We start from the raw sequence: 18431 nt of genomic DNA on the forward strand, positions 1-18431 counted from the left end.
GGCTCGACCAGCCGAAAGCCGGTGAGCCAGGCGAGCATCGAACTGGTATTCGATAACTCCGATGGCACCTTGCTCGGCGAATACGCCGCCTATGCGGAAATCTCCATTCGCCGCAAAGTGACCCGCGACAGCCAGACTACCTATTACCTCAACGGCACCAAGTGCCGGCGTCGCGATATCACCGACATATTCCTCGGCACCGGCCTTGGCCCGCGCAGCTACTCGATCATCGAGCAGGGGATGATCTCCAAGCTGATCGAGTCCAAGCCCGAAGACCTGCGCAACTTTATTGAAGAAGCCGCGGGCATCTCCAAATACAAGGAACGCCGGCGCGAGACCGAAAACCGCATTCGTCGCACCCACGAAAACCTTGAGCGCCTGACTGACCTGCGCGAAGAGCTTGAACGTCAGCTCGAACGCTTGCACCGCCAGGCCGAGGCCGCCAAGAAGTATCAGGAATTCAAGGGCGAGGAGCGCCAACTCAAGGCCCAGTTGTCGGCCCTGCGCTGGCAGGCGCTGAACGATCAGGTCGGCCAGCGTGAAGCGATCATCGGCAACCAGGAAGTATCTTTCGAAGCCCTGGTGGCCGAACAGCGCAATGCCGACGCGAGCATCGAGCGCCTGCGTGACGGGCACCACGACCTGTCGGAACGCTTCAATCTGGTGCAGGGGCGTTTCTACTCGGTCGGCGGTGACATTGCCCGGGTCGAGCAAAGTATCCAGCACGGTCAGCAGCGCTTGCGGCAATTGCAGGACGACCTGAAAGAAGCCGAACGCGCGCGCCTGGAAACCGAGTCTCACCTCGGCCATGACCGCACACTACTGCTGACCCTCGGCGAAGAGCTGGACATGCTCACCCCGGAGCAGGAAGTCACCAGCGCCGCCGCCGAAGAGGCCGCTGCCGCGCTGGAAGAATCCGAAACCACCATGCATGGCTGGCAAGAGCAGTGGGATACGTTCAACCTGACCGCCGCCGAGCCACGCCGTCAGGCCGAAGTGCAGCAATCGCGGATCCAGCAGCTGGAAACCAGCCTGGAGCGCCTGGCCGACCGCCAGAAGCGTCTTGGCGAAGAGCGCGCCTTGCTCTCGGCGGATCCGGAAGACGCGGCGATCATGGCGCTCAATGAGCAACTCGCTGAATCCGAGGCGACCCTCGAAGATTTGCAGACCAGTGAAGAGGCTCAGGTCGAAAAGCTCGAGCAACTGCGCCAGCAATTACAGCAAACGCTGACGGCGCAACAACAGGCCCAGGGCGATTTGCAGCGGCTCAACGGTCGACTGGCTTCACTCGAAGCCTTGCAGCAAGCCGCGCTCGATCCGGGCACCGGCACCGCCGAATGGCTGCGCGAACAGAATCTCGCTGATCGCCCTCGCTTGGCCGAAGGTCTGAAGGTTGAGGCTGGTTGGGAGCTGGCGGTAGAGACTGTGCTCGGCGCCGACCTGCAAGCGGTGCTGGTGGATGATTTCAACGATTTCGATCTGTCGGGCTTTACCCAAGGCGATTTGCGTTTGCTCAGTCCGGCCAGCGATGGCGTCCGAGTACCGGGCAGCTTGCTGGACATGGTCGAGGCGCAGATCGATCTGTCGCCATGGCTGGGGCAGGTCAAACCGGTCGACAGCCTCGAGCAGGCCTTGGCCTTGCGCAGCCAACTGGCGGCCGGGCAGAGCCTGATCAGTCGTGACGGTTACTGGGTCGGTCGGCATTTCCTGCGTGTGCGTCGGGCCAGTGAAGCGGAAAGCGGCGTACTCGCCCGGGGTCAGGAAATCCAGCAGCTGGGCCTTGAGCGCGAAGAGCGCGAAGCGGCTGTCGAAACCCTGGAAACCCAACTGCAGAATCTCAGGGCGCAGCAGCGTCAGCAGGAAAACGGTCGCGAACATTTGCGCCGTTTGCTGCAGGACGAAGCCCGCCAGCAAGGTGAACTGAAAGCTCAATTGTCCGCCGGCAAAGCCAAGGCCGAGCAATTGACCCTGCGCCGCACCCGTCTCGACGAAGAGCTCACCGAGCTGGACGAACAGCGGGCCCTGGAGCACGAACACATCGGCGAAGCGCGCCTGCAATTGCAGGAAGCCCTCGACAGCATGGCGCTGGACACCGAACAGCGTGAGTTGCTGCTGGCACAGCGCGACAGTTTGCGTGAACGCCTGGACCGGGTGCGTCAGGAAGCGCGGCAACATAAGGATCACGCCCATCAGTTGGCGGTGCGTCTGGGCTCGCTCAAGGCGCAGCACGACTCCACGCGCCAGGCGCTCGAACGTCTGGAGATGCAGTCCGAACGCCTGACCGAAAAGCGTGAACAGCTGAGCCTCAACCTGGAGGAGGGCGAAGCGCCACTGGAAGAACTGCGCCTGAAACTCGAAGAACTGCTCGACAAGCGCATGACCGTCGACGAAGAACTCAAGACCGCGCAGATCGCCCTTGAAGACGCCGACCGCGAACTGCGCGACGCCGAGAAGCGCCGCAGCCAGGCCGAACAACAATCCCAGTTGATTCGCAGCCAGCTCGAAACCCAGCGCATGGAATGGCAAGCCCTGACTGTGCGCCGCAAGACCTTGCAGGACCAATTGCTGGAAGACGGCTACGATCTCCACGGCGTACTCGCGACGTTGACCGCCGAGGCCAGCGAGAAGGAAGCCGAGGAAGAGCTCGAGCGCATTGCCGCGAGGATTCAGCGCCTGGGGGCGATCAACCTGGCGGCCATTGATGAATACCAGCAACAATCGGAGCGTAAACGGTATCTGGATGCGCAGAACGACGATCTGGTGGAAGCCCTTGAAACGCTTGAGAACGTGATTCGCAAGATCGATAAGGAAACCCGCAACCGTTTCAAGGATACCTTTGATCAGATCAATGGCGGTTTGCAGGCGCTTTTCCCAAAAGTTTTCGGTGGAGGCCGCGCTTATTTGGAACTGACGGGCGAAGATTTACTCGATACAGGGGTAACAATCATGGCGCAGCCGCCAGGAAAGAAGAACAGCACCATCCATTTGCTCTCCGGTGGCGAAAAGGCCCTGACCGCATTGGCCCTGGTTTTTGCGATCTTCAAGTTGAACCCGGCGCCGTTCTGCATGCTCGATGAGGTTGACGCGCCGCTGGATGACGCTAACGTTGGACGCTACGCGCGGTTGGTAAAAGAGATGTCGCAGTCAGTGCAGTTCATCTATATCACCCACAACAAGATCGCCATGGAAATGGCCGAACAACTGATGGGTGTGACGATGCACGAACCCGGCTGTTCACGTCTGGTGGCGGTGGATGTCGAGGAGGCGATGGCGATGGTGGACGCCTGAGTCGTGGCTGCAGGAAGGGGTGTTTACGGTTTGTAGGACTCTTTTACTGGCTGCGACTTGCTGGCCAATCGACATATTCGCGCTAGCCAACGTGGTAGACGGTGTAAAGTTACCTTTGGTCGTGCTAGTTTAATGTCAATTTTTCGTATACGTGGGCAAAACGCCTGTCAGAACATAGAGTTGGCGCCACGTTTTAAAGCGGTTTGCAGGTTGTAAACCCCTTATTTTTCAGCATTTTTTATAGAGGCACGGGATTACATGGAAATCGGTCTGCGCGAGTGGCTGATCGTCATCGGCATTATTGTCATTGCCGGTATTCTTTTTGATGGCTGGCGCCGTATGCGCGGCGGCAAGGGAAAACTGAAGTTCCGTCTTGATCGAAGTCTGTCCAACCTGCCGGACGAGGACAGCAGCGCCGAGCTGCTGGGCCCGCCACGTGTGCTGGACACGCATAAAGAGCCGCAACTGGACGAGCACGATCTGCCGTCGGTGAGCATGCCGGCCCGCGAGCCTCGCGAGTCGGGTTCCAAGCGCGGCAAGCGTAGCCACGGCGAGCCTTCCCAGGGTGACATGAACCTCAGCCTGGATCTGGACGGCGGCCCGAGCTTCAGCAGCCGCGACGACGATTTCCCGGATAACACCAAGTCTTCGCCATCGGTCAGTGAAAAAGATCAGCCGCAAGCTGAAGAAGTGCTGGTGATCAGCGTGATCTGCCGCGACGCTGCCGGCTTCAAGGGCCCGGCGCTGTTGCAGAACATTCTGGAAAGCGGCCTGCGTTTCGGCGAGATGGATATTTTCCACCGTCACGAAAGCATGGCGGGTAACGGTGAGGTGCTGTTCTCCATGGCCAACGCCGTCAAGCCTGGTGTATTCGACCTGGACGACATCGACCACTTCAGCACTCCGGCGGTGAGCTTCTTCCTGGGCCTGCCAGGCCCTCGCCATCCGAAGCAAGCCTTCGACGTGATGGTGGCAGCGGCGCGTAAATTGTCCCAGGAGCTTAACGGCGAACTGAAAGACGACCAGCGCAGCGTACTGACCGCCCAGACGATTGAGCATTACCGTCAGCGCATCGTTGAATTCGAGCGTCGTGCACTGACCCAGAAACGTTGATTGAAATGGTTGGAGCGGGCTCTGGTGGCGAGGGAGCTTGCTCCCGCTGGGCTGCGAAGCAGCCCCAAAACCATCCCCCTCGTTGTGTCAGGTTCAGCGCGGTTGCAGGATTTACGGCGGCTTCGCCACCGAGCGGGAGCAAGCTCCCTCGCCACAATGTCCATAGCCTTGAGCTACTGTATTTAGAAAATTGAGCAGCCTCGGCTGCTCTTTTGCTTTATGAGAGAACACCTATGACCGCCGCCAAGAACCGTATTTTAGAGCTGCGCGCTGAGTTGGATCAGCACAACTATCGTTATCACGTGCTGGACGAGCCGAGCATTCCGGACGCCGAATACGATCGCTTGTTCAACGAGCTCAAGGCCCTTGAGGCGGCCAATCCCGAATTGATCACCAGCGATTCGCCGACCCAGCGAGTCGGCAGTGCGGCGCTGTCGGCGTTTACCCAGGTGCGTCACGAAGTACCGATGCTCAGCCTCGGCAACGCCTTCGAAGAAACCGACATGCTCGAGTTCGACCGCCGGGTGACCGAAGGCCTGGACCTGCCGGCCGGCGACCTGTTCGGTGGCGGCGCGACAGTCGAATACAGCTGTGAACCGAAACTCGATGGCCTGGCGGTCAGCCTGCTGTATCAGGATGGCGTACTGGTGCGCGGCGCCACGCGCGGCGACGGCACGACCGGCGAAGACATCAGCGTCAACGTGCGCACCGTGCGCAACATTCCGCTCAAGCTGCACGGCACTGGCTGGCCGGCGACGCTGGAGGTGCGCGGCGAAGTGTTCATGTCCAAGGCCGGTTTCGAGCGGCTCAACGCCACGCAACTGGAAGTCGGCGGCAAGACCTTCGCCAACCCGCGCAACGCGGCGGCGGGCAGTTTGCGGCAGCTCGATTCGAAGATCACCGCTAACCGTCCGCTGGAGTTCTGCTGCTACGGCATCGGCCAGGTGTCGGCGGACATTGCCGATACGCACGTCGGCAATTTGCAGCAGCTCAAAGCCTGGGGCATGCCGATCAGTCATGAGCTGAAACTGGCGCACGGTATCGCCGAATGCCTGGATTACTACCGCGACATCGGTGAGCGGCGCAATGCGCTGCCGTATGAAATTGACGGCGTGGTGTTCAAGGTCAACAGTATTGCCTCCCAGCGCGAGCTGGGTTTTCGCGCCCGTGAGCCGCGTTGGGCCATCGCCCACAAATTCCCGGCGATGGAAGAACTCACCGAGCTGCTCGATGTGGAATTCCAGGTCGGCCGCACTGGTGCGGTGACGCCCGTGGCGCGTCTGAAGCCGGTCAAGGTCGCGGGTGTCACGGTGGCCAACGCCACATTGCACAACATGGATGAAGTGGCGCGCCTGGGCTTGATGATCGGCGACACGGTGATCATTCGCCGCGCCGGTGACGTGATTCCGCAAGTGGTACAAGTGGTGGTGGAGCGCCGCCCTGAGAATGCGCGGCCGGTAGAGATTCCAGAGAAATGCCCGGTGTGCGGCTCCCATGTCGAGCGCACGCAACTGATCAAGCGCAGCAAGGGCCGCGAGACGGTCAGCGAAGGCGCGGTGTACCGCTGCGTCGGCCGCCTGGCCTGTGGCGCGCAACTCAAGCAGGCCATCATTCACTTCGTTTCCCGTCGCGCCATGGACATCGAAGGCCTGGGTGAGAAGAGCGTTGAGCAACTGGTCGACGAAGGCCTGGTGAGTTCGCCGGCCGACCTGTACGCCCTGACGTTCGAGCAAATTGTCGACCTGGAAGGCTTTGCCGAACTGTCGAGCAAGAACCTGCTCGGCGCCATCGAAGACAGCAAGAAACCCGGCCTGGCGCGGTTCATCTACGCCCTCGGAATTCCCGATGTCGGCGAGGAGACGGCCAAGGTGCTGGCGCGCTCCCTGGGTTCGCTGGAGCGGGTGCAGCAGGCCTTGCCGCAGGTGCTGACGTACTTGCCGGATGTCGGGTTGGAAGTCGCGCACGAGATCCACAGCTTCTTCGAGGATGCACATAACCAGCAGGTGATCGCTGATTTGCTCAGGCATGGCATGCAGATTCAGGATCAGGGCGAGTTGGGGGCCGAGTTTGCCGCAAGCACGACGTTGGGCGGATTCCTCGACAAGCTGCATATTCCATCGGTCGGTCCGGGCGGGGCGCAGAAGCTGGCAGACAAGTTCGGCTCGCTGCAGGCGGTGATCGGTGCTGACTGGCTCGATATGCGTCAGGCGCTGCCGGAGAAGCAAGCCAATTCGGTGCGTGAGTTCTTCGCGGTCGAGGCCAATCGCCAATTGGCCGAAGCGGCCGAGAAGCAACTGGCCGATTTCGGCATGCACTGGCAGAGCGAGAAGAAGGTCGTCGAAGGCTTGCCGCTGGCCGGTCAGACCTGGGTATTGACCGGCTCGCTGGAGCTGATGAGCCGCGATATCGCCAAGGAAAAACTCGAAAGCCTGGGGGCCAAGGTTGCTGGCTCCGTGTCGGCCAAGACCCATTGCGTGGTGGCCGGGCCCGGCGCGGGCTCCAAGTTGACCAAGGCCAATGAGCTGGGGTTGAAGGTGCTGGATGAAGAGGCGTTTGTCGAGTTTCTGCGCGAGCACGATATTTCGCTGTGAGGCCATTCGCGAGCAAGCCCGCTCCCACATTCGACCGCGTTCTCTCTGACGGAACGGGGCCAAATGTGGGAGCGGGCTTGCTCGCGAAGGCGATTTCAGCACCCCGGCAGAAGGCGGGAACGATCACGTCACGGGAATGATCTAGTCTTGGCAAGCTCCAGGGAGAGATCACCATGTACCGTTTCTTCGAACAGCTCAGTTCGCGCATTACCGCACCGTTCATGGGCGAAAGCTCGCGCAACAGCAAAGTCTGGCCCTGTCGTTGCGGGCAGTCGCTGTTCTTTCGCAACAGCCAGTGCCTGGCGTGTTCGGCAGCCCTTGGATATCAGCCTGAGCAAAGCCGTTTATCTTCGCTGCAACCGGGTGAACACCCCGACACCTGGTGGCTCGACGCCGATCCGGAGGCTGGGGCGTTCCGCCGCTGCGCCAATCTCGATTCACCTGCTGCGTGTAATTGGCTGCTCCCGGCCAGTCATCACGAAACCTTATGCATCGCTTGTAGCTTGAATCGCACGATTCCCGACCTGTCGATCTCGGACAATCACGAACGCTGGCGCAAGGTGGAAACCGCCAAGCGCCGGCTGATCGCGCAGTTGGTCAGCCTGGGGTTGTCTGTTATCCCGAAATCCGTGGACGAGGCGACGGGGTTGGCGTTCGATTTCATCGGCGTCGACCTGGAAGGCAAACTGCCCACCACGGGCCATGCCAACGGGCTGATCACCCTCGATATCAAGGAGGCCGACGATGCCCATCGCGAGCAGGTGCGGGTGCAAATGCACGAACCCTATCGCACGCTGCTCGGGCATTTCCGTCACGAGGTCGGGCATTACTACTGGGATCGATTGATCGCTGACAGCCATTGGCTTGAGCCGTTTCGTGGATTGTTTGGCGATGAGCGCACCTGTTATGCCGATGCCCTCGAACGGCATTATCAGCAGGGCGCACCGCTCGACTGGCAACAGCACAATGTCAGCGCCTACGCGACCATGCACCCGTGGGAAGACTGGGCGGAAACCTGGGCGCATTACCTGCACATGATGGACGCCGTGGATACCGCACTGGGCTTTGGCATGAGTGCCCGGGAAATGGATTTCGACTACCAGCCGTTTCCACCCGAAACCCTCTACGATCCGCAGCATCCCGGTGGCGCGGCGTTTCTGACGTTCGTCAATGCGTGGATCGAACTGGCCGGCATGCTCAATGAGCTGTCGCGCAGCATGGGGCAGCCGGATTTTTATCCGTTCGTCCTGCCGCCGGCGGTGATCGCCAAGCTGCACTTTATCCACCTGGTGATTCAGCGGGAGGGTGGCAGGGCGGATGAGATGCTTCAAGCACAATAGCAAGTGCTTGAACCCCCTCATGTTTTTTATCCGAAACCAACGGTTGTAACTTCGCCTCAGATAGGTACAATGGCGCGGCTCGCCGACAGGTGAGCGTCGTTATGGTGACCCTATCGGTCCCCCCGCAACGATCAGCCGTGAACCCGGTCAGGCCTGGAAGGGAGCAGCCGCAGCGGTGACATTGTGTGCCGGGGTGTGGCTGGTAGGGTTACCACCTTAACGCTACGCGAGTGTTCTCTCGCGTTATCTTTCTGAAACAGACTTTTGCGAACTGCCAGGATCTTGTCCGGGGCGGTTTTTTGTCGTTTCCGATTTATCGATAGCCGCAGGCTCGCCACCGATATACAGCCGGACAATCTCATCGATCTCGCCGGACATCTTCATCTGCACCAGGGTGCTCAGAATGCGCTGCACCGGGATTTGCGGGTCGTTGCGCACGTAGCAACCGATACGGTGTTCCTGCAGCACCGCCACGCCTTGCAGTTGCTGCTCCGGCAGCAGGCGTTGATTGAACCAGTCCAGGCTCCATTGATTGCTGACGGCATAGCGATTGCGGCCGGCCAGGAGTTTTTCCAGCACCTGTTCCTGATTGCGTGCATCGTCGCGCTGCAGTTGGCCGCCGTCGAACAGCGGTTGCAGGGTCGGGTAGCTGTAACCCAGCACGGTGCCTATGGACTGTTGCGGCAAATCGGCGGGTTTGATTGTGGTGGGCGGCGCATGCCGGGTGATCAACACGTCAGGTTGAGTGAATAGGGGGATGCTCCAGAGATAATCGCGGGACGGTTTGGGCAGCCACGATTGCGCGGCATAGCAGCGCACATCGACCTCGCCTTGCTCCATGGCGTTTTGCACCCGCCCGCGGGGCAATACATGGAATTCGGCCGGTACGCCGACCCGAGTCGCGAGGCTGACCATCACGTCATACAGGATGCCCTGGGTCGGCTGACCCCGTTCAAGTTGCACCATGGGCATGGTCCAGCTGTCGGATATCACGAAGCGCAGCGGCGCTTGCGCGGCCACGCCGTCCAGGCTGATCAACAGCAATATCCCCAAGGCCAGCCGCATAAACACTCCATTAAATGCCTGCGATGTGCAGCTTAGCCAGAATACACGAGCGCACCGGATGCAATTTGTGCCTTGCTCCGCTAGCATTAGCCGCTTCTGCTTCCTTCGCTGCGACGGTTTTCGATGAGTTATCAGGTTCTTGCACGTAAATGGCGTCCGCGCTCGTTCCGCGAAATGGTCGGCCAGACCCATGTGCTCAAGGCTCTGATCAATGCCTTGGACAGCCAGCGGCTGCACCACGCGTACCTGTTTACCGGTACCCGGGGGGTCGGCAAGACCACCATCGCGCGGATCATTGCCAAATGCCTGAACTGTGAGACAGGTATCACTTCGACCCCCTGTGGCGAATGCTCGGTGTGCCGCGAAATCGATGAAGGCCGCTTTGTCGACCTGATCGAGATCGACGCCGCGAGCCGCACCAAGGTCGAAGACACCCGCGAGTTGCTCGACAACGTGCAGTACGCCCCGAGCCGTGGGCGCTTCAAGGTCTACCTGATCGACGAAGTGCACATGCTCTCCAGCCATTCCTTCAACGCACTGCTCAAAACCCTCGAAGAGCCGCCACCCTACGTCAAGTTCATCCTGGCGACGACCGACCCGCAGAAACTTCCTGCAACGATTCTGTCGCGGTGCCTGCAGTTCTCCCTGAAGAACATGACGCCGGAACGCGTCGTCGAGCATTTGACCCACGTGCTGGGCGTCGAGAACGTGCCGTTCGAAGACGATGCGCTGTGGTTGCTGGGCCGTGCCGCCGACGGGTCGATGCGTGATGCCATGAGCCTGACCGACCAGGCGATTGCCTTCGGTGAGGGCAAGGTCATGGCCGCCGACGTGCGGGCGATGCTCGGGACCCTTGATCACGGGCAGGTCTATGACGTCCTGCATGCGCTGATCGAAGGCGATGCCAAGGCGTTGCTCGAAGCCGTCCGCCACCTGGCCGAACAAGGCCCGGACTGGAACGGCGTGCTTTCGGAAATTCTCAATGTGCTGCACCGCGTTGCCATCGCCCAGGCCTTGCCGGAAGGTGTCGATAACGGTCACGGCGACCGTGATCGCGTGCTGGCACTGGCCCAAGCCTTGCCGGCCGAAGACGTGCAGTTTTATTACCAGATGGGCCTGATCGGCCGCCGCGACCTGCCGCTGGCGCCGGATCCCCGGGGCGGTTTTGAAATGGTGCTGCTGCGGATGCTGGCGTTCCGGCCCGCAGACACCGCGGATGCCCCGAGGCAACCGCTAAAGCCAGTGGGGATCAGCCAGGCCACAGTTGATTCCGCAAATTCAGTGGCTGCCGCGCCGGTTGTTGCGCCGGTAGTCGCTGCGGCCGTTGCACCGATAGCGGCTGCGCCAGTGGCGGCTCCTGCACCTGCACCTGCACCGGTCGTTGTGCCAGAGCCTGCGCCAGCGCCTGTGGTTGAGGCGGTTGTGGTCGAAGAAGTTGTCGACCTGCCGTGGAATGACCCGGTCGAGCCGGCGCCCGTTCAGCAACCGGCGGTGGAGCCGCTGCTGGAAACCGCCAGCGAACAACCCGATTTACCGCCGATGCCGTTGCCGACGCCGGACAGCGTGGTGCCGGACGCCCCGGAGTGGGCCGCCGCGCCGATCCCGGAACCTTCTGTGGCCGACGTCGATGCCGCGACACCGGGCATGGACCTGGATGACGAGCCGCCGCTGGACGAGGATTACATCGAGCCGGACATGGATTCGGCCTACAGTTACCTCGACGAACTGGCCAGCGAGCATGCCGCCGACCCGGTTCCGGAGCCAGAGCCTGAGCCCGCGGCAATGCCGGCCACCGGTCTGGCCCTGCAATGGCTGGAGCTGTTCCCGAAATTGCCGATCTCCGGCATGACCGGCAGCATCGCCGCCAACTGCACGCTGATCGCGGTGGATGGCGACAATTGGCTGATGCACCTGGACCCGGCCCACAGTGCCTTGTTCAACGCCACTCAACAGCGTCGCCTCAACGATGCGCTGAACCAGTATCACCAGCGCACGCTGACCCTGAGCATCGAGCTGATCAAGCCCGAGCAGGAAACCCCGGCACAAGCGGCGTCCCGTCGCCGCGCCGACCGGCAGCGCGAGGCGGAAGAATCGATCCACGGTGATCCGTTCATCCAGCAAATGATGCAGCAGTTCGGTGCGGTGATCCGTAACGATACTATTGAACCTGTCGACGCCCTGGTCACTCAGGGCTAATAACTGAAGGCGTTCGGCTACACTCCGCCGGGCGCTGTTTTGATCCAAGTACTTTTGAGGTGATTACCATGATGAAAGGTGGCATGGCCGGCCTGATGAAGCAGGCGCAGCAGATGCAGGAAAAAATGGCCAAGATGCAGGAAGAGCTGGCCAACGCCGAAGTCACCGGTAAGGCCGGTGGCGATATGGTCACCGTGGTGATGACCGGTCGTCATGACGTCAAGAGCGTCACCATCGACCCAAGCCTGGTTGAAGGCCTGAGCGAGGACGACAAGGAAATGCTGGAAGCGGTCGTCGCAGCAGCGGTCAACGACGCCGTGCGCAAGATCGAAGCCAACAGCCAGGAAAAAATGGGCAGCATGACTGCCGGCATGCAACTGCCACCGGGCATGAAACTGCCGTTCTGATTCGCCTTCAGGCAGCAAATGAGCTACAAAAAATGCCAGGCATTGCGCCTGGCATTTTTGTTTCTGTCTGTTGGGTATGTGTCGTCCGTGACGGCGCCTTCGCGAGCAAGCCCGCTCCCACATTTGGAATGCAATCCCCTGTGGGAGCGGGCTTGCTCGCGAAGAAGTCGCCCCGTTCTTGCTGAATAATCATCGAACGCCATACCGCCACAAAGGTCTGCTCCCTATATCACTGAACCCCATCGTTCACAGGAGACGCTGCCATGTCCGACCCCATTCCCCTCAATCAACGTATTGTCCTGGCTTCTCGCCCGGTCGGCGCGCCAACGCCGGAAAACTTCCGCATTGAGCGGGTGGCGCTACCGGATCTGGCCGACGGTCAGGTGCTGCTCAAGACCGTTTTCCTGTCGCTGGATCCCTACATGCGCGGACGCATGAGTGATGCACCGTCCTACGCGGCACCGGTGGAAATCGGCGAAGTCATGACCGGGGGCGCGGTCAGCCGGGTCGAGCGTTCCCTTAATCCAAAGTTTCAGGAAGGTGATCTGGTGGTCGGTGCCACCGGTTGGCAAAGCCACAGCATCAATGACGGACGCAGCATCATCCCGGTGCCCAAAGGCCTGCCCAGTCCTTCGATGGCCCTCGGGGTGCTGGGCATGCCGGGCATGACCGCGTACATGGGGCTGATGGACATCGGCCAACCCAAGGCCGGCGAAACCCTGGTGGTGGCAGCCGCATCCGGCGCGGTGGGTTCGGTGGTCGGCCAGGTGGCGAAGATCAAGGGCTTGCGCGTGGTCGGCGTGGCCGGCGGTGCGAACAAGTGCCGTTATGTCGTCGAAGAGCTGGGCTTCGATGCCTGCATCGACCACAGGAGCCCGGACTTCGCTGATGAGCTGGCACAGGCCTGTCCCAAGGGCATCGACATTTATTATGAAAACGTCGGTGGCAAGGTATTCGACGCCGTGGTGCCATTGCTCAACCCCAAGGCGCGGATTCCACTCTGCGGCCTGATTGCCTCCTACAACGCCTATGAAGCGCCGAGCGGACCGGATCGCCTGCCACTGTTGCAACGCACGCTGTTGACCAAGCGAGTGCGCATCCAGGGCTTCATCGTGTTCGATGACTATGGTGATCGCCAGCCGGAATTCATCAGCGCCATGGCGCCGTGGGTACGTGATGGCAAGGTGAAATTCCGCGAGGACGTGGTCGATGGCCTGGAACAGGCTCCCGACGCGTTCATTGGCCTGCTGGAGGGGCGTAACTTTGGCAAACTGGTGGTTCGGGTTTCCCGGGACTGAGTAATTGACGCTGCAATTTGACGCTAAACCGAGGCGCGGGTATAAACCGCGTCTCGTTGTTTTGTCGGACTTTTCCACCATGAGCTTCAGCCCTTTGATTCGCCAACTGATCGACGCCCTGCGAATTTTGCCCGGTGTGGGTCAGAAAACCGCCCAGCGCATGGCGTTGCAGTTGCTCGAACGTGACCGCAGCGGCGGCTCACGACTGGCACTGGCCCTGAGCCAGGCGATGGAAGGGGTCGGCCACTGTCGTTTGTGCCGTACGCTGACTGAAGATGATCTCTGTCCGCAATGCGCCGATACCCGCCGCGACGACACCTTGCTCTGCGTGGTGGAAGGTCCGATGGACGTCTATGCGGTGGAGCAGACCGGTTACCGCGGCCGCTATTTCGTACTCAAGGGGCATCTGTCGCCGCTCGACGGTTTGGGCCCGGAGGCCATCGGCATTCCGCAATTGATGGCGCGGATCGAAGAGGCCGGTACTTTCACCGAAGTCATTCTGGCCACCAACCCGACCGTGGAAGGTGAAGCCACCGCGCACTACATCGCCCAGTTGCTCAGCAGCAAAGGCCTGATCGCCTCGCGCATCGCCCACGGCGTACCGCTCGGTGGTGAGTTGGAACTGGTGGATGGCGGCACGCTGGCGCATTCGTTTGCCGGGCGTAAACCGATTTCGCTCTGAGTTGTGTGGTGTCTTTACTGGCGCCTTCGCGAGCAAGCCCGCTCCCACAGGGGATTGCATTCCAAATGTGGGAGCGGGCTTGCTCGCGAAGGGCGCGCCCCGATTTCACTGATTCACACAATCCTGTTGAAAACCAAGCAAGCGCTCGGTTAACTTCACTGACCCCTTCAGTGGAGTTCGCCGATGTCTGCCTTTCAGGAATACTTCGACCCCAGCCACCAATTGGTCCGTGACAGCGTCAGACGTTTCGTCGAGCGCGAGATTCTTCCTGATATCGAGCAGTGGGAAGAAGCCGAAAGCTTTCCTCGCGAGCTCTATCTCAAGGCTGGCGCGGCGGGGATTCTCGGCATCGGTTACCCCGAAGCTTACGGAGGCAGCCATGAAGGGGATCTGTTCGCCAAGATTGCCGCCAGTGAAGAGTTGATGCGCTGCGGTTCAGGCGGGCTGGTTGCCGGCCTGGGTTCGCTGGATATCGGCTTGCCGCCCATTCTCAAGTGGGCCCGCCCCGAAGTGCGTGATCGTGTGCTGCCGCAGGTGCTGTCGGGAGAGAAGATCAGTGCCCTGGCCATCACCGAGCCCGGCGGTGGCTCCGACGTCGCCAATCTGCAAACCCGTGCCGTGCGCGACGGCGGTTTTTACCGGGTCAGTGGCAGCAAAACCTTCATCACCAGCGGCGTGCGCGCAGATTTCTATACCGTCGCGGTGCGGACTGGCGAGCCAGGTTTCGCTGGCATCAGCCTGTTATTGATCGAGAAGGGCACGCCCGGTTTCACCGTAGGACGGCAGCTGAAGAAAATGGGTTGGTGGGCGTCAGACACGGCTGAACTGTTCTTCGATGATTGCCGGGTGCCCGCAGGAAATCTGATCGGTGCCGAGAACATGGGCTTTGCCTGCATCATGGGCAATTTCCAGAGCGAACGCCTGGCCCTGGCATTGATGGCCAACATGACTGCACAGCTTGCACTGGAAGAGAGCCTGAAATGGGCGCGCCAGCGGGAAGCCTTTGGCAAGCCGATCGGCAAGTTCCAGGTGATCAAGCATCGTCTCGCCGAGATGGCGACCGCGCTGGAAGTGTCCCGGGAGTTCACTTACCGCCAGGCCGCGAAAATGGCGGCGGGGCAGAGCGTGATCAAGGAGATTTCCATGGCCAAGAATTTCGCGACGGATACGGCAGACCGGATCGTCAACGATGCGGTGCAGATATTGGGTGGGCTGGGTTACATGCGCGAGAGCCTGGTGGAGCGGCTGTACCGCGACAACCGGATTCTGTCGATTGGCGGGGGGACGCGGGAAGTGATGAACGAGATCATCAGCAAGCAGATGGGGCTTTGAGTTTGGTGGTGTGGCGGCTGACGCTTTCGCGAGCAAGCCCGCTCCCACATTTGACTGCGTTCTGTCAGGAAGAATGCAATTCACTGTGGGAGCGGGCTTGCTCGCGAAGGCGTCAGTACAGGCGCTAGATTACTTGTCAGTCAGCGCAAACTGCGTCAGGCAGAACGTAGGAATGCCCATGTCTTCCAGGCGCTGCGAACCACCCAGCTCCGGCAAGTCGATAATCGCCGCCGCTTCATGCACCCGCGCGCCCATGCGGCGGATCAGGTTGGCTGCGGCAATCAGGGTGCCGCCGGTGGCGATCAGGTCATCGAACATCACCACCGAATCGCCTTCGCACAAGCTGTCGGCGTGCACTTCCAGGAAGGCTTCGCCGTATTCGGTCGCATAGCCCTCGGCCAGCACGTCAGCCGGCAGTTTGCCCTGCTTGCGGAACAGCACCAGCGGCTTGTTCAACTGATAGGCCAGTACCGAACCGATCAGGAAACCACGGGCGTCCATGGCGCCGATATGGGTGAAGTCAGCCTCGACATAACGATGGGCGAAGCTGTCCATCACCAGGCGCAGGGCCGTGGGCGACTGAAACAGCGGGGTGATGTCGCGAAAGATCACACCCGGTTTCGGGAAGTCGATGACAGGGCGGATAAGGGATTTGATGTCGAAGGAGTCGAAGGCCATAGTCGGAGAATCCTGGCAGGGCTGCAAACGACAAAGTATAACGGCGGCTGAACCGTTTCGCTCAGCCGCAACGGCTTGTTTCAGTTTTCCAGTGAGCCACCGGCCAGGGCGCACAGCTGGATCGGGTCAAGAATCCGGATTTCCTTGCCTTCTGCCGCGATCAGTTCGTTTTGCTGGAAGCGTGTAAAAACGCGGGACACGGTTTCCACCGCCAGGCCCAGGTAGTTGCCGATTTCGTTGCGCGACATGCTCAGGCGGAACTGATTGGCGGAAAAGCCCCGAGCGCGGAAGCGTGCCGAGAGGTTGACCAGGAACGTGGCGATGCGTTCGTCGGCGGTCTTTTTCGACAGCAGCAGCATCATCTGCTGGTCGTCACGGATTTCGCGGCTCATCACGCGCATCAACTGACGGCGCAACTGCGGCAGCTGCAGGGCCAGTTCGTCGAGGCGTTCAAAGGGAATTTCGCACACTGAAGTGGTTTCCAGGGCTTGCGCCGACACCGGATGCTTTTCGGTGTCCATGCCCGACAGGCCGACCAGTTCGCTGGGCAGGTGAAAACCGGTGAGCTGTTCTTCGCCGGTGTCGCTCAAGCCGAAGGTCTTGAGGGCGCCAGAACGGACGGCGTAAACAGAATCGAAGGTATCGCCCTGGCGGAACAGAAATTCGCCTTTTTTCAGCGGTCGGCCACGTTTGACGATTTCGTCCAGCGCATCCATGTCTTCCAGATTCAAGGAAAGTGGCAGGCAAAGAGGGGCCAGGCTGCAATCCTTGCAATGGGCTTGACTATGAGCGCGCTGTTTTACTGGCTCGGACATTTCTTCAATCCTTGTGGGAATTCACACATAAGACGTAAGGGTAACTCACCATAGGAGATCGAGGCCAGTCTGGGGTGCTAGCTTGCAGAATTAGATCACCCGTGAAAATCGCTGGCGGCTGTGTTGTTCCAGGTACGCGTCGAACACCATGCACACCGAGCGCACCAACAATCGCCCGGCGGGCAGGATGGTTATCCTGTCGCGGTCGAGTTCGATCAGCCCGTCTTTGGCCATGTCTTGCAGTTGGGGCCAGAGTTCGCCGAAGTAGCCCTGGAAGTCGATGTTGAATGCCTGTTCGATGTCGGAAAATTCCAGGCTGAAGGTGCAGATCAATTGCTGGATGACCGCACGCCGCAGGCGGTCGTCGGCGTTGCATGACAGGCCACGGCTGGTGGCCAGTTGCGACGCGGCGAGCGCGTTCTGATAGTGGTTCAGGTCGCTGCTGTTCTGGCAGTAAAGGTCGCCGATCTGGCTGATCGCCGAGACGCCGAGTCCGATCAAATCGCAATGACCGTGAGTGGTGTAGCCCTGGAAGTTGCGTTGCAGGGTCGATTCTTCCTGGGCAATCGCCAGCTCATCGTCGGGCAGGGCGAAGTGGTCCATGCCGATGTAGCGGTAACCGGCGTTGATCAGTTGCTCAATGGTGCGCTGCAGCATTTCCAGTTTCTGCGCGGGTGTCGGCAGTTCATTGCTGTTGATGCGCCGCTGCGGCATGAAGCGTTCCGGCAGGTGGGCGTAGTTGAACACCGATAACCTGTCCGGTTGTAGGTGGATGACCTCTTCGACGGTGCGGGCGAAGTTTTCCGGCGTCTGTTTCGGAAGGCCGTAGATCAGGTCGATATTGATCGAGCGAAACTGCAAGGTGCGGGCGGCGTCGATCACGGCGCGGGTTTCTTCCAGGCTTTGCAGGCGATTGACCGCTCGCTGGACCGCCGGGTCAAGGTCTTGCAGGCCGATGCTGACCCGATTGAAGCCCAGTTCGCGCAGTAGGCCCATGGTCGACCAGTCGGCCTCGCGCGGGTCGATTTCGATGCCGTAGTCACCGGAGTCGTCGTTCAGCAAATTGAAGTGTTTGCGCAGATGCGCCATCAACTGGCGCAGCTCGTCGTGGCTGAGAAAAGTGGGCGTGCCGCCACCGAAGTGCAGTTGCTCGACTTTCTGCGTGGGGTCGAGGTGGCAGGCGATCAACTGAATTTCCTGTTCCAGGCGCTGCAAGTAGGGCTGCGCCCGGCCGCGATCCTTGGTGATGACCTTGTTGCAGGCGCAGTAATAGCAAATGTTCGCGCAGAACGGTACGTGCACGTACAGCGACAACGGGCGTTGGGCCTTGCGGCTGTCGCGCAGGGCATGGAACAGGTCAAAGGTGCCGACCTGGCTGTTGAATTGCACGGCAGTCGGGTACGAGGTGTAGCGTGGTCCCGCCAGGTCATAACGGCGGATCAGATCGGTGTCCCAACGAATGGCGTCGAGCATCATGCGGGCATTCCCCGGATAGGCTGGCAGTGTCGGCCACTTTATGCGAGGGCGGGTTGGGGGATCTTGATTTGCATCAAGGGTGTCATTGCCAAACATCACCCTGTAGCAGCTGCCGAGCCTGCGAGGCTGCGTTCGGCGGCGCAGCCGTCG

13 protein-coding genes and 1 other RNA gene are annotated in these 18431 nt (G+C 60.6%); 10 read left to right on the forward strand and 4 right to left on the reverse strand.

The features are described 5' to 3' along the window. The 5 genes from smc to ffs form a co-directional block, all read left to right on the forward strand. The coding region (smc, locus tag PMI28_RS17030; RefSeq protein WP_007985898.1) for a chromosome segregation protein SMC at window positions 1–3288 on the forward strand (3288 nt) is incomplete at its 5' end. Window positions 3289–3546: 258 nt separating this feature from the next. Beyond that, window positions 3547–4401: a cell division protein ZipA gene (zipA, locus tag PMI28_RS17025; protein WP_007985900.1), complete on the forward strand. Its 855-nt coding sequence runs from the start codon at window positions 3547–3549 to the stop codon at window positions 4399–4401. Between the two features lie 233 nt (window positions 4402–4634). Next, a complete protein-coding gene (ligA, locus tag PMI28_RS17020; RefSeq protein WP_007985903.1) occupies window positions 4635–6992 on the forward strand; it encodes an NAD-dependent DNA ligase LigA in 2358 nt (785 codons plus the stop codon). Window positions 6993–7165: 173 nt separating this feature from the next. Beyond that, complete coding sequence (locus PMI28_RS17015) at window positions 7166–8332, forward strand: zinc-binding metallopeptidase family protein (RefSeq protein WP_007985905.1); 1167 nt, start codon at window positions 7166–7168, stop codon at window positions 8330–8332. 111 nt (window positions 8333–8443) lie between these two features. Next, window positions 8444–8540, forward strand: an RNA gene (ffs, locus tag PMI28_RS29100) — signal recognition particle sRNA small type. Window positions 8541–8575: 35 nt separating this feature from the next. Here the strand turns inward: ffs and PMI28_RS17010 are convergent. Next, window positions 8576–9397: a substrate-binding periplasmic protein gene (locus PMI28_RS17010; RefSeq protein WP_007985907.1), complete on the reverse strand. Its 822-nt coding sequence runs from the start codon at window positions 9395–9397 to the stop codon at window positions 8576–8578. A gap of 123 nt (window positions 9398–9520) precedes the next feature. On the opposite strand from PMI28_RS17010, the gene dnaX reads away from it, so the two are divergent. From dnaX to PMI28_RS16985, 5 genes are all read left to right on the forward strand, one after another. Next, entirely contained in the window at window positions 9521–11593 is a 2073-nt protein-coding gene (gene dnaX, locus PMI28_RS17005) for a DNA polymerase III subunit gamma/tau (protein WP_007985909.1), read from the forward strand. Between the two features lie 68 nt (window positions 11594–11661). Beyond that, complete coding sequence (locus tag PMI28_RS17000) at window positions 11662–12000, forward strand: YbaB/EbfC family nucleoid-associated protein (protein WP_007985911.1); 339 nt, start codon at window positions 11662–11664, stop codon at window positions 11998–12000. Between the two features lie 263 nt (window positions 12001–12263). Further along, complete coding sequence (locus PMI28_RS16995; protein WP_007985914.1) at window positions 12264–13298, forward strand: NADP-dependent oxidoreductase; 1035 nt, start codon at window positions 12264–12266, stop codon at window positions 13296–13298. Window positions 13299–13377: 79 nt separating this feature from the next. Further along, window positions 13378–13980 carry a recombination mediator RecR gene (recR, locus tag PMI28_RS16990; RefSeq protein ID WP_007985916.1) on the forward strand — a complete coding sequence of 201 codons (603 nt, stop codon included), beginning with the start codon at window positions 13378–13380 and terminating at the stop codon, window positions 13978–13980. Window positions 13981–14163: 183 nt separating this feature from the next. After that, a complete protein-coding gene (locus PMI28_RS16985; protein ID WP_007985918.1) occupies window positions 14164–15312 on the forward strand; it encodes an acyl-CoA dehydrogenase family protein in 1149 nt (382 codons plus the stop codon). A 129-nt stretch (window positions 15313–15441) separates the two neighbouring features. On the opposite strand, the gene PMI28_RS16980 is transcribed toward PMI28_RS16985, so the two are convergent. The 3 genes from PMI28_RS16980 to hemN form a co-directional block, all read right to left on the reverse strand. Then, entirely contained in the window at window positions 15442–15990 is a 549-nt protein-coding gene (locus tag PMI28_RS16980) for an adenine phosphoribosyltransferase (protein WP_007985920.1), read from the reverse strand. A gap of 80 nt (window positions 15991–16070) precedes the next feature. Then, window positions 16071–16805: a fumarate/nitrate reduction transcriptional regulator Fnr gene (gene fnr, locus PMI28_RS16975; RefSeq protein ID WP_007985922.1), complete on the reverse strand. Its 735-nt coding sequence runs from the start codon at window positions 16803–16805 to the stop codon at window positions 16071–16073. A 90-nt stretch (window positions 16806–16895) separates the two neighbouring features. Then, window positions 16896–18278: an oxygen-independent coproporphyrinogen III oxidase gene (hemN, locus tag PMI28_RS16970; RefSeq protein ID WP_033063259.1), complete on the reverse strand. Its 1383-nt coding sequence runs from the start codon at window positions 18276–18278 to the stop codon at window positions 16896–16898. Window positions 18279–18431 lie beyond the last annotated feature (153 nt).

Source organism: Pseudomonas sp. GM48, from assembly GCF_000282335.1.
Lineage (GTDB): Bacteria > Pseudomonadota > Gammaproteobacteria > Pseudomonadales > Pseudomonadaceae > Aquipseudomonas.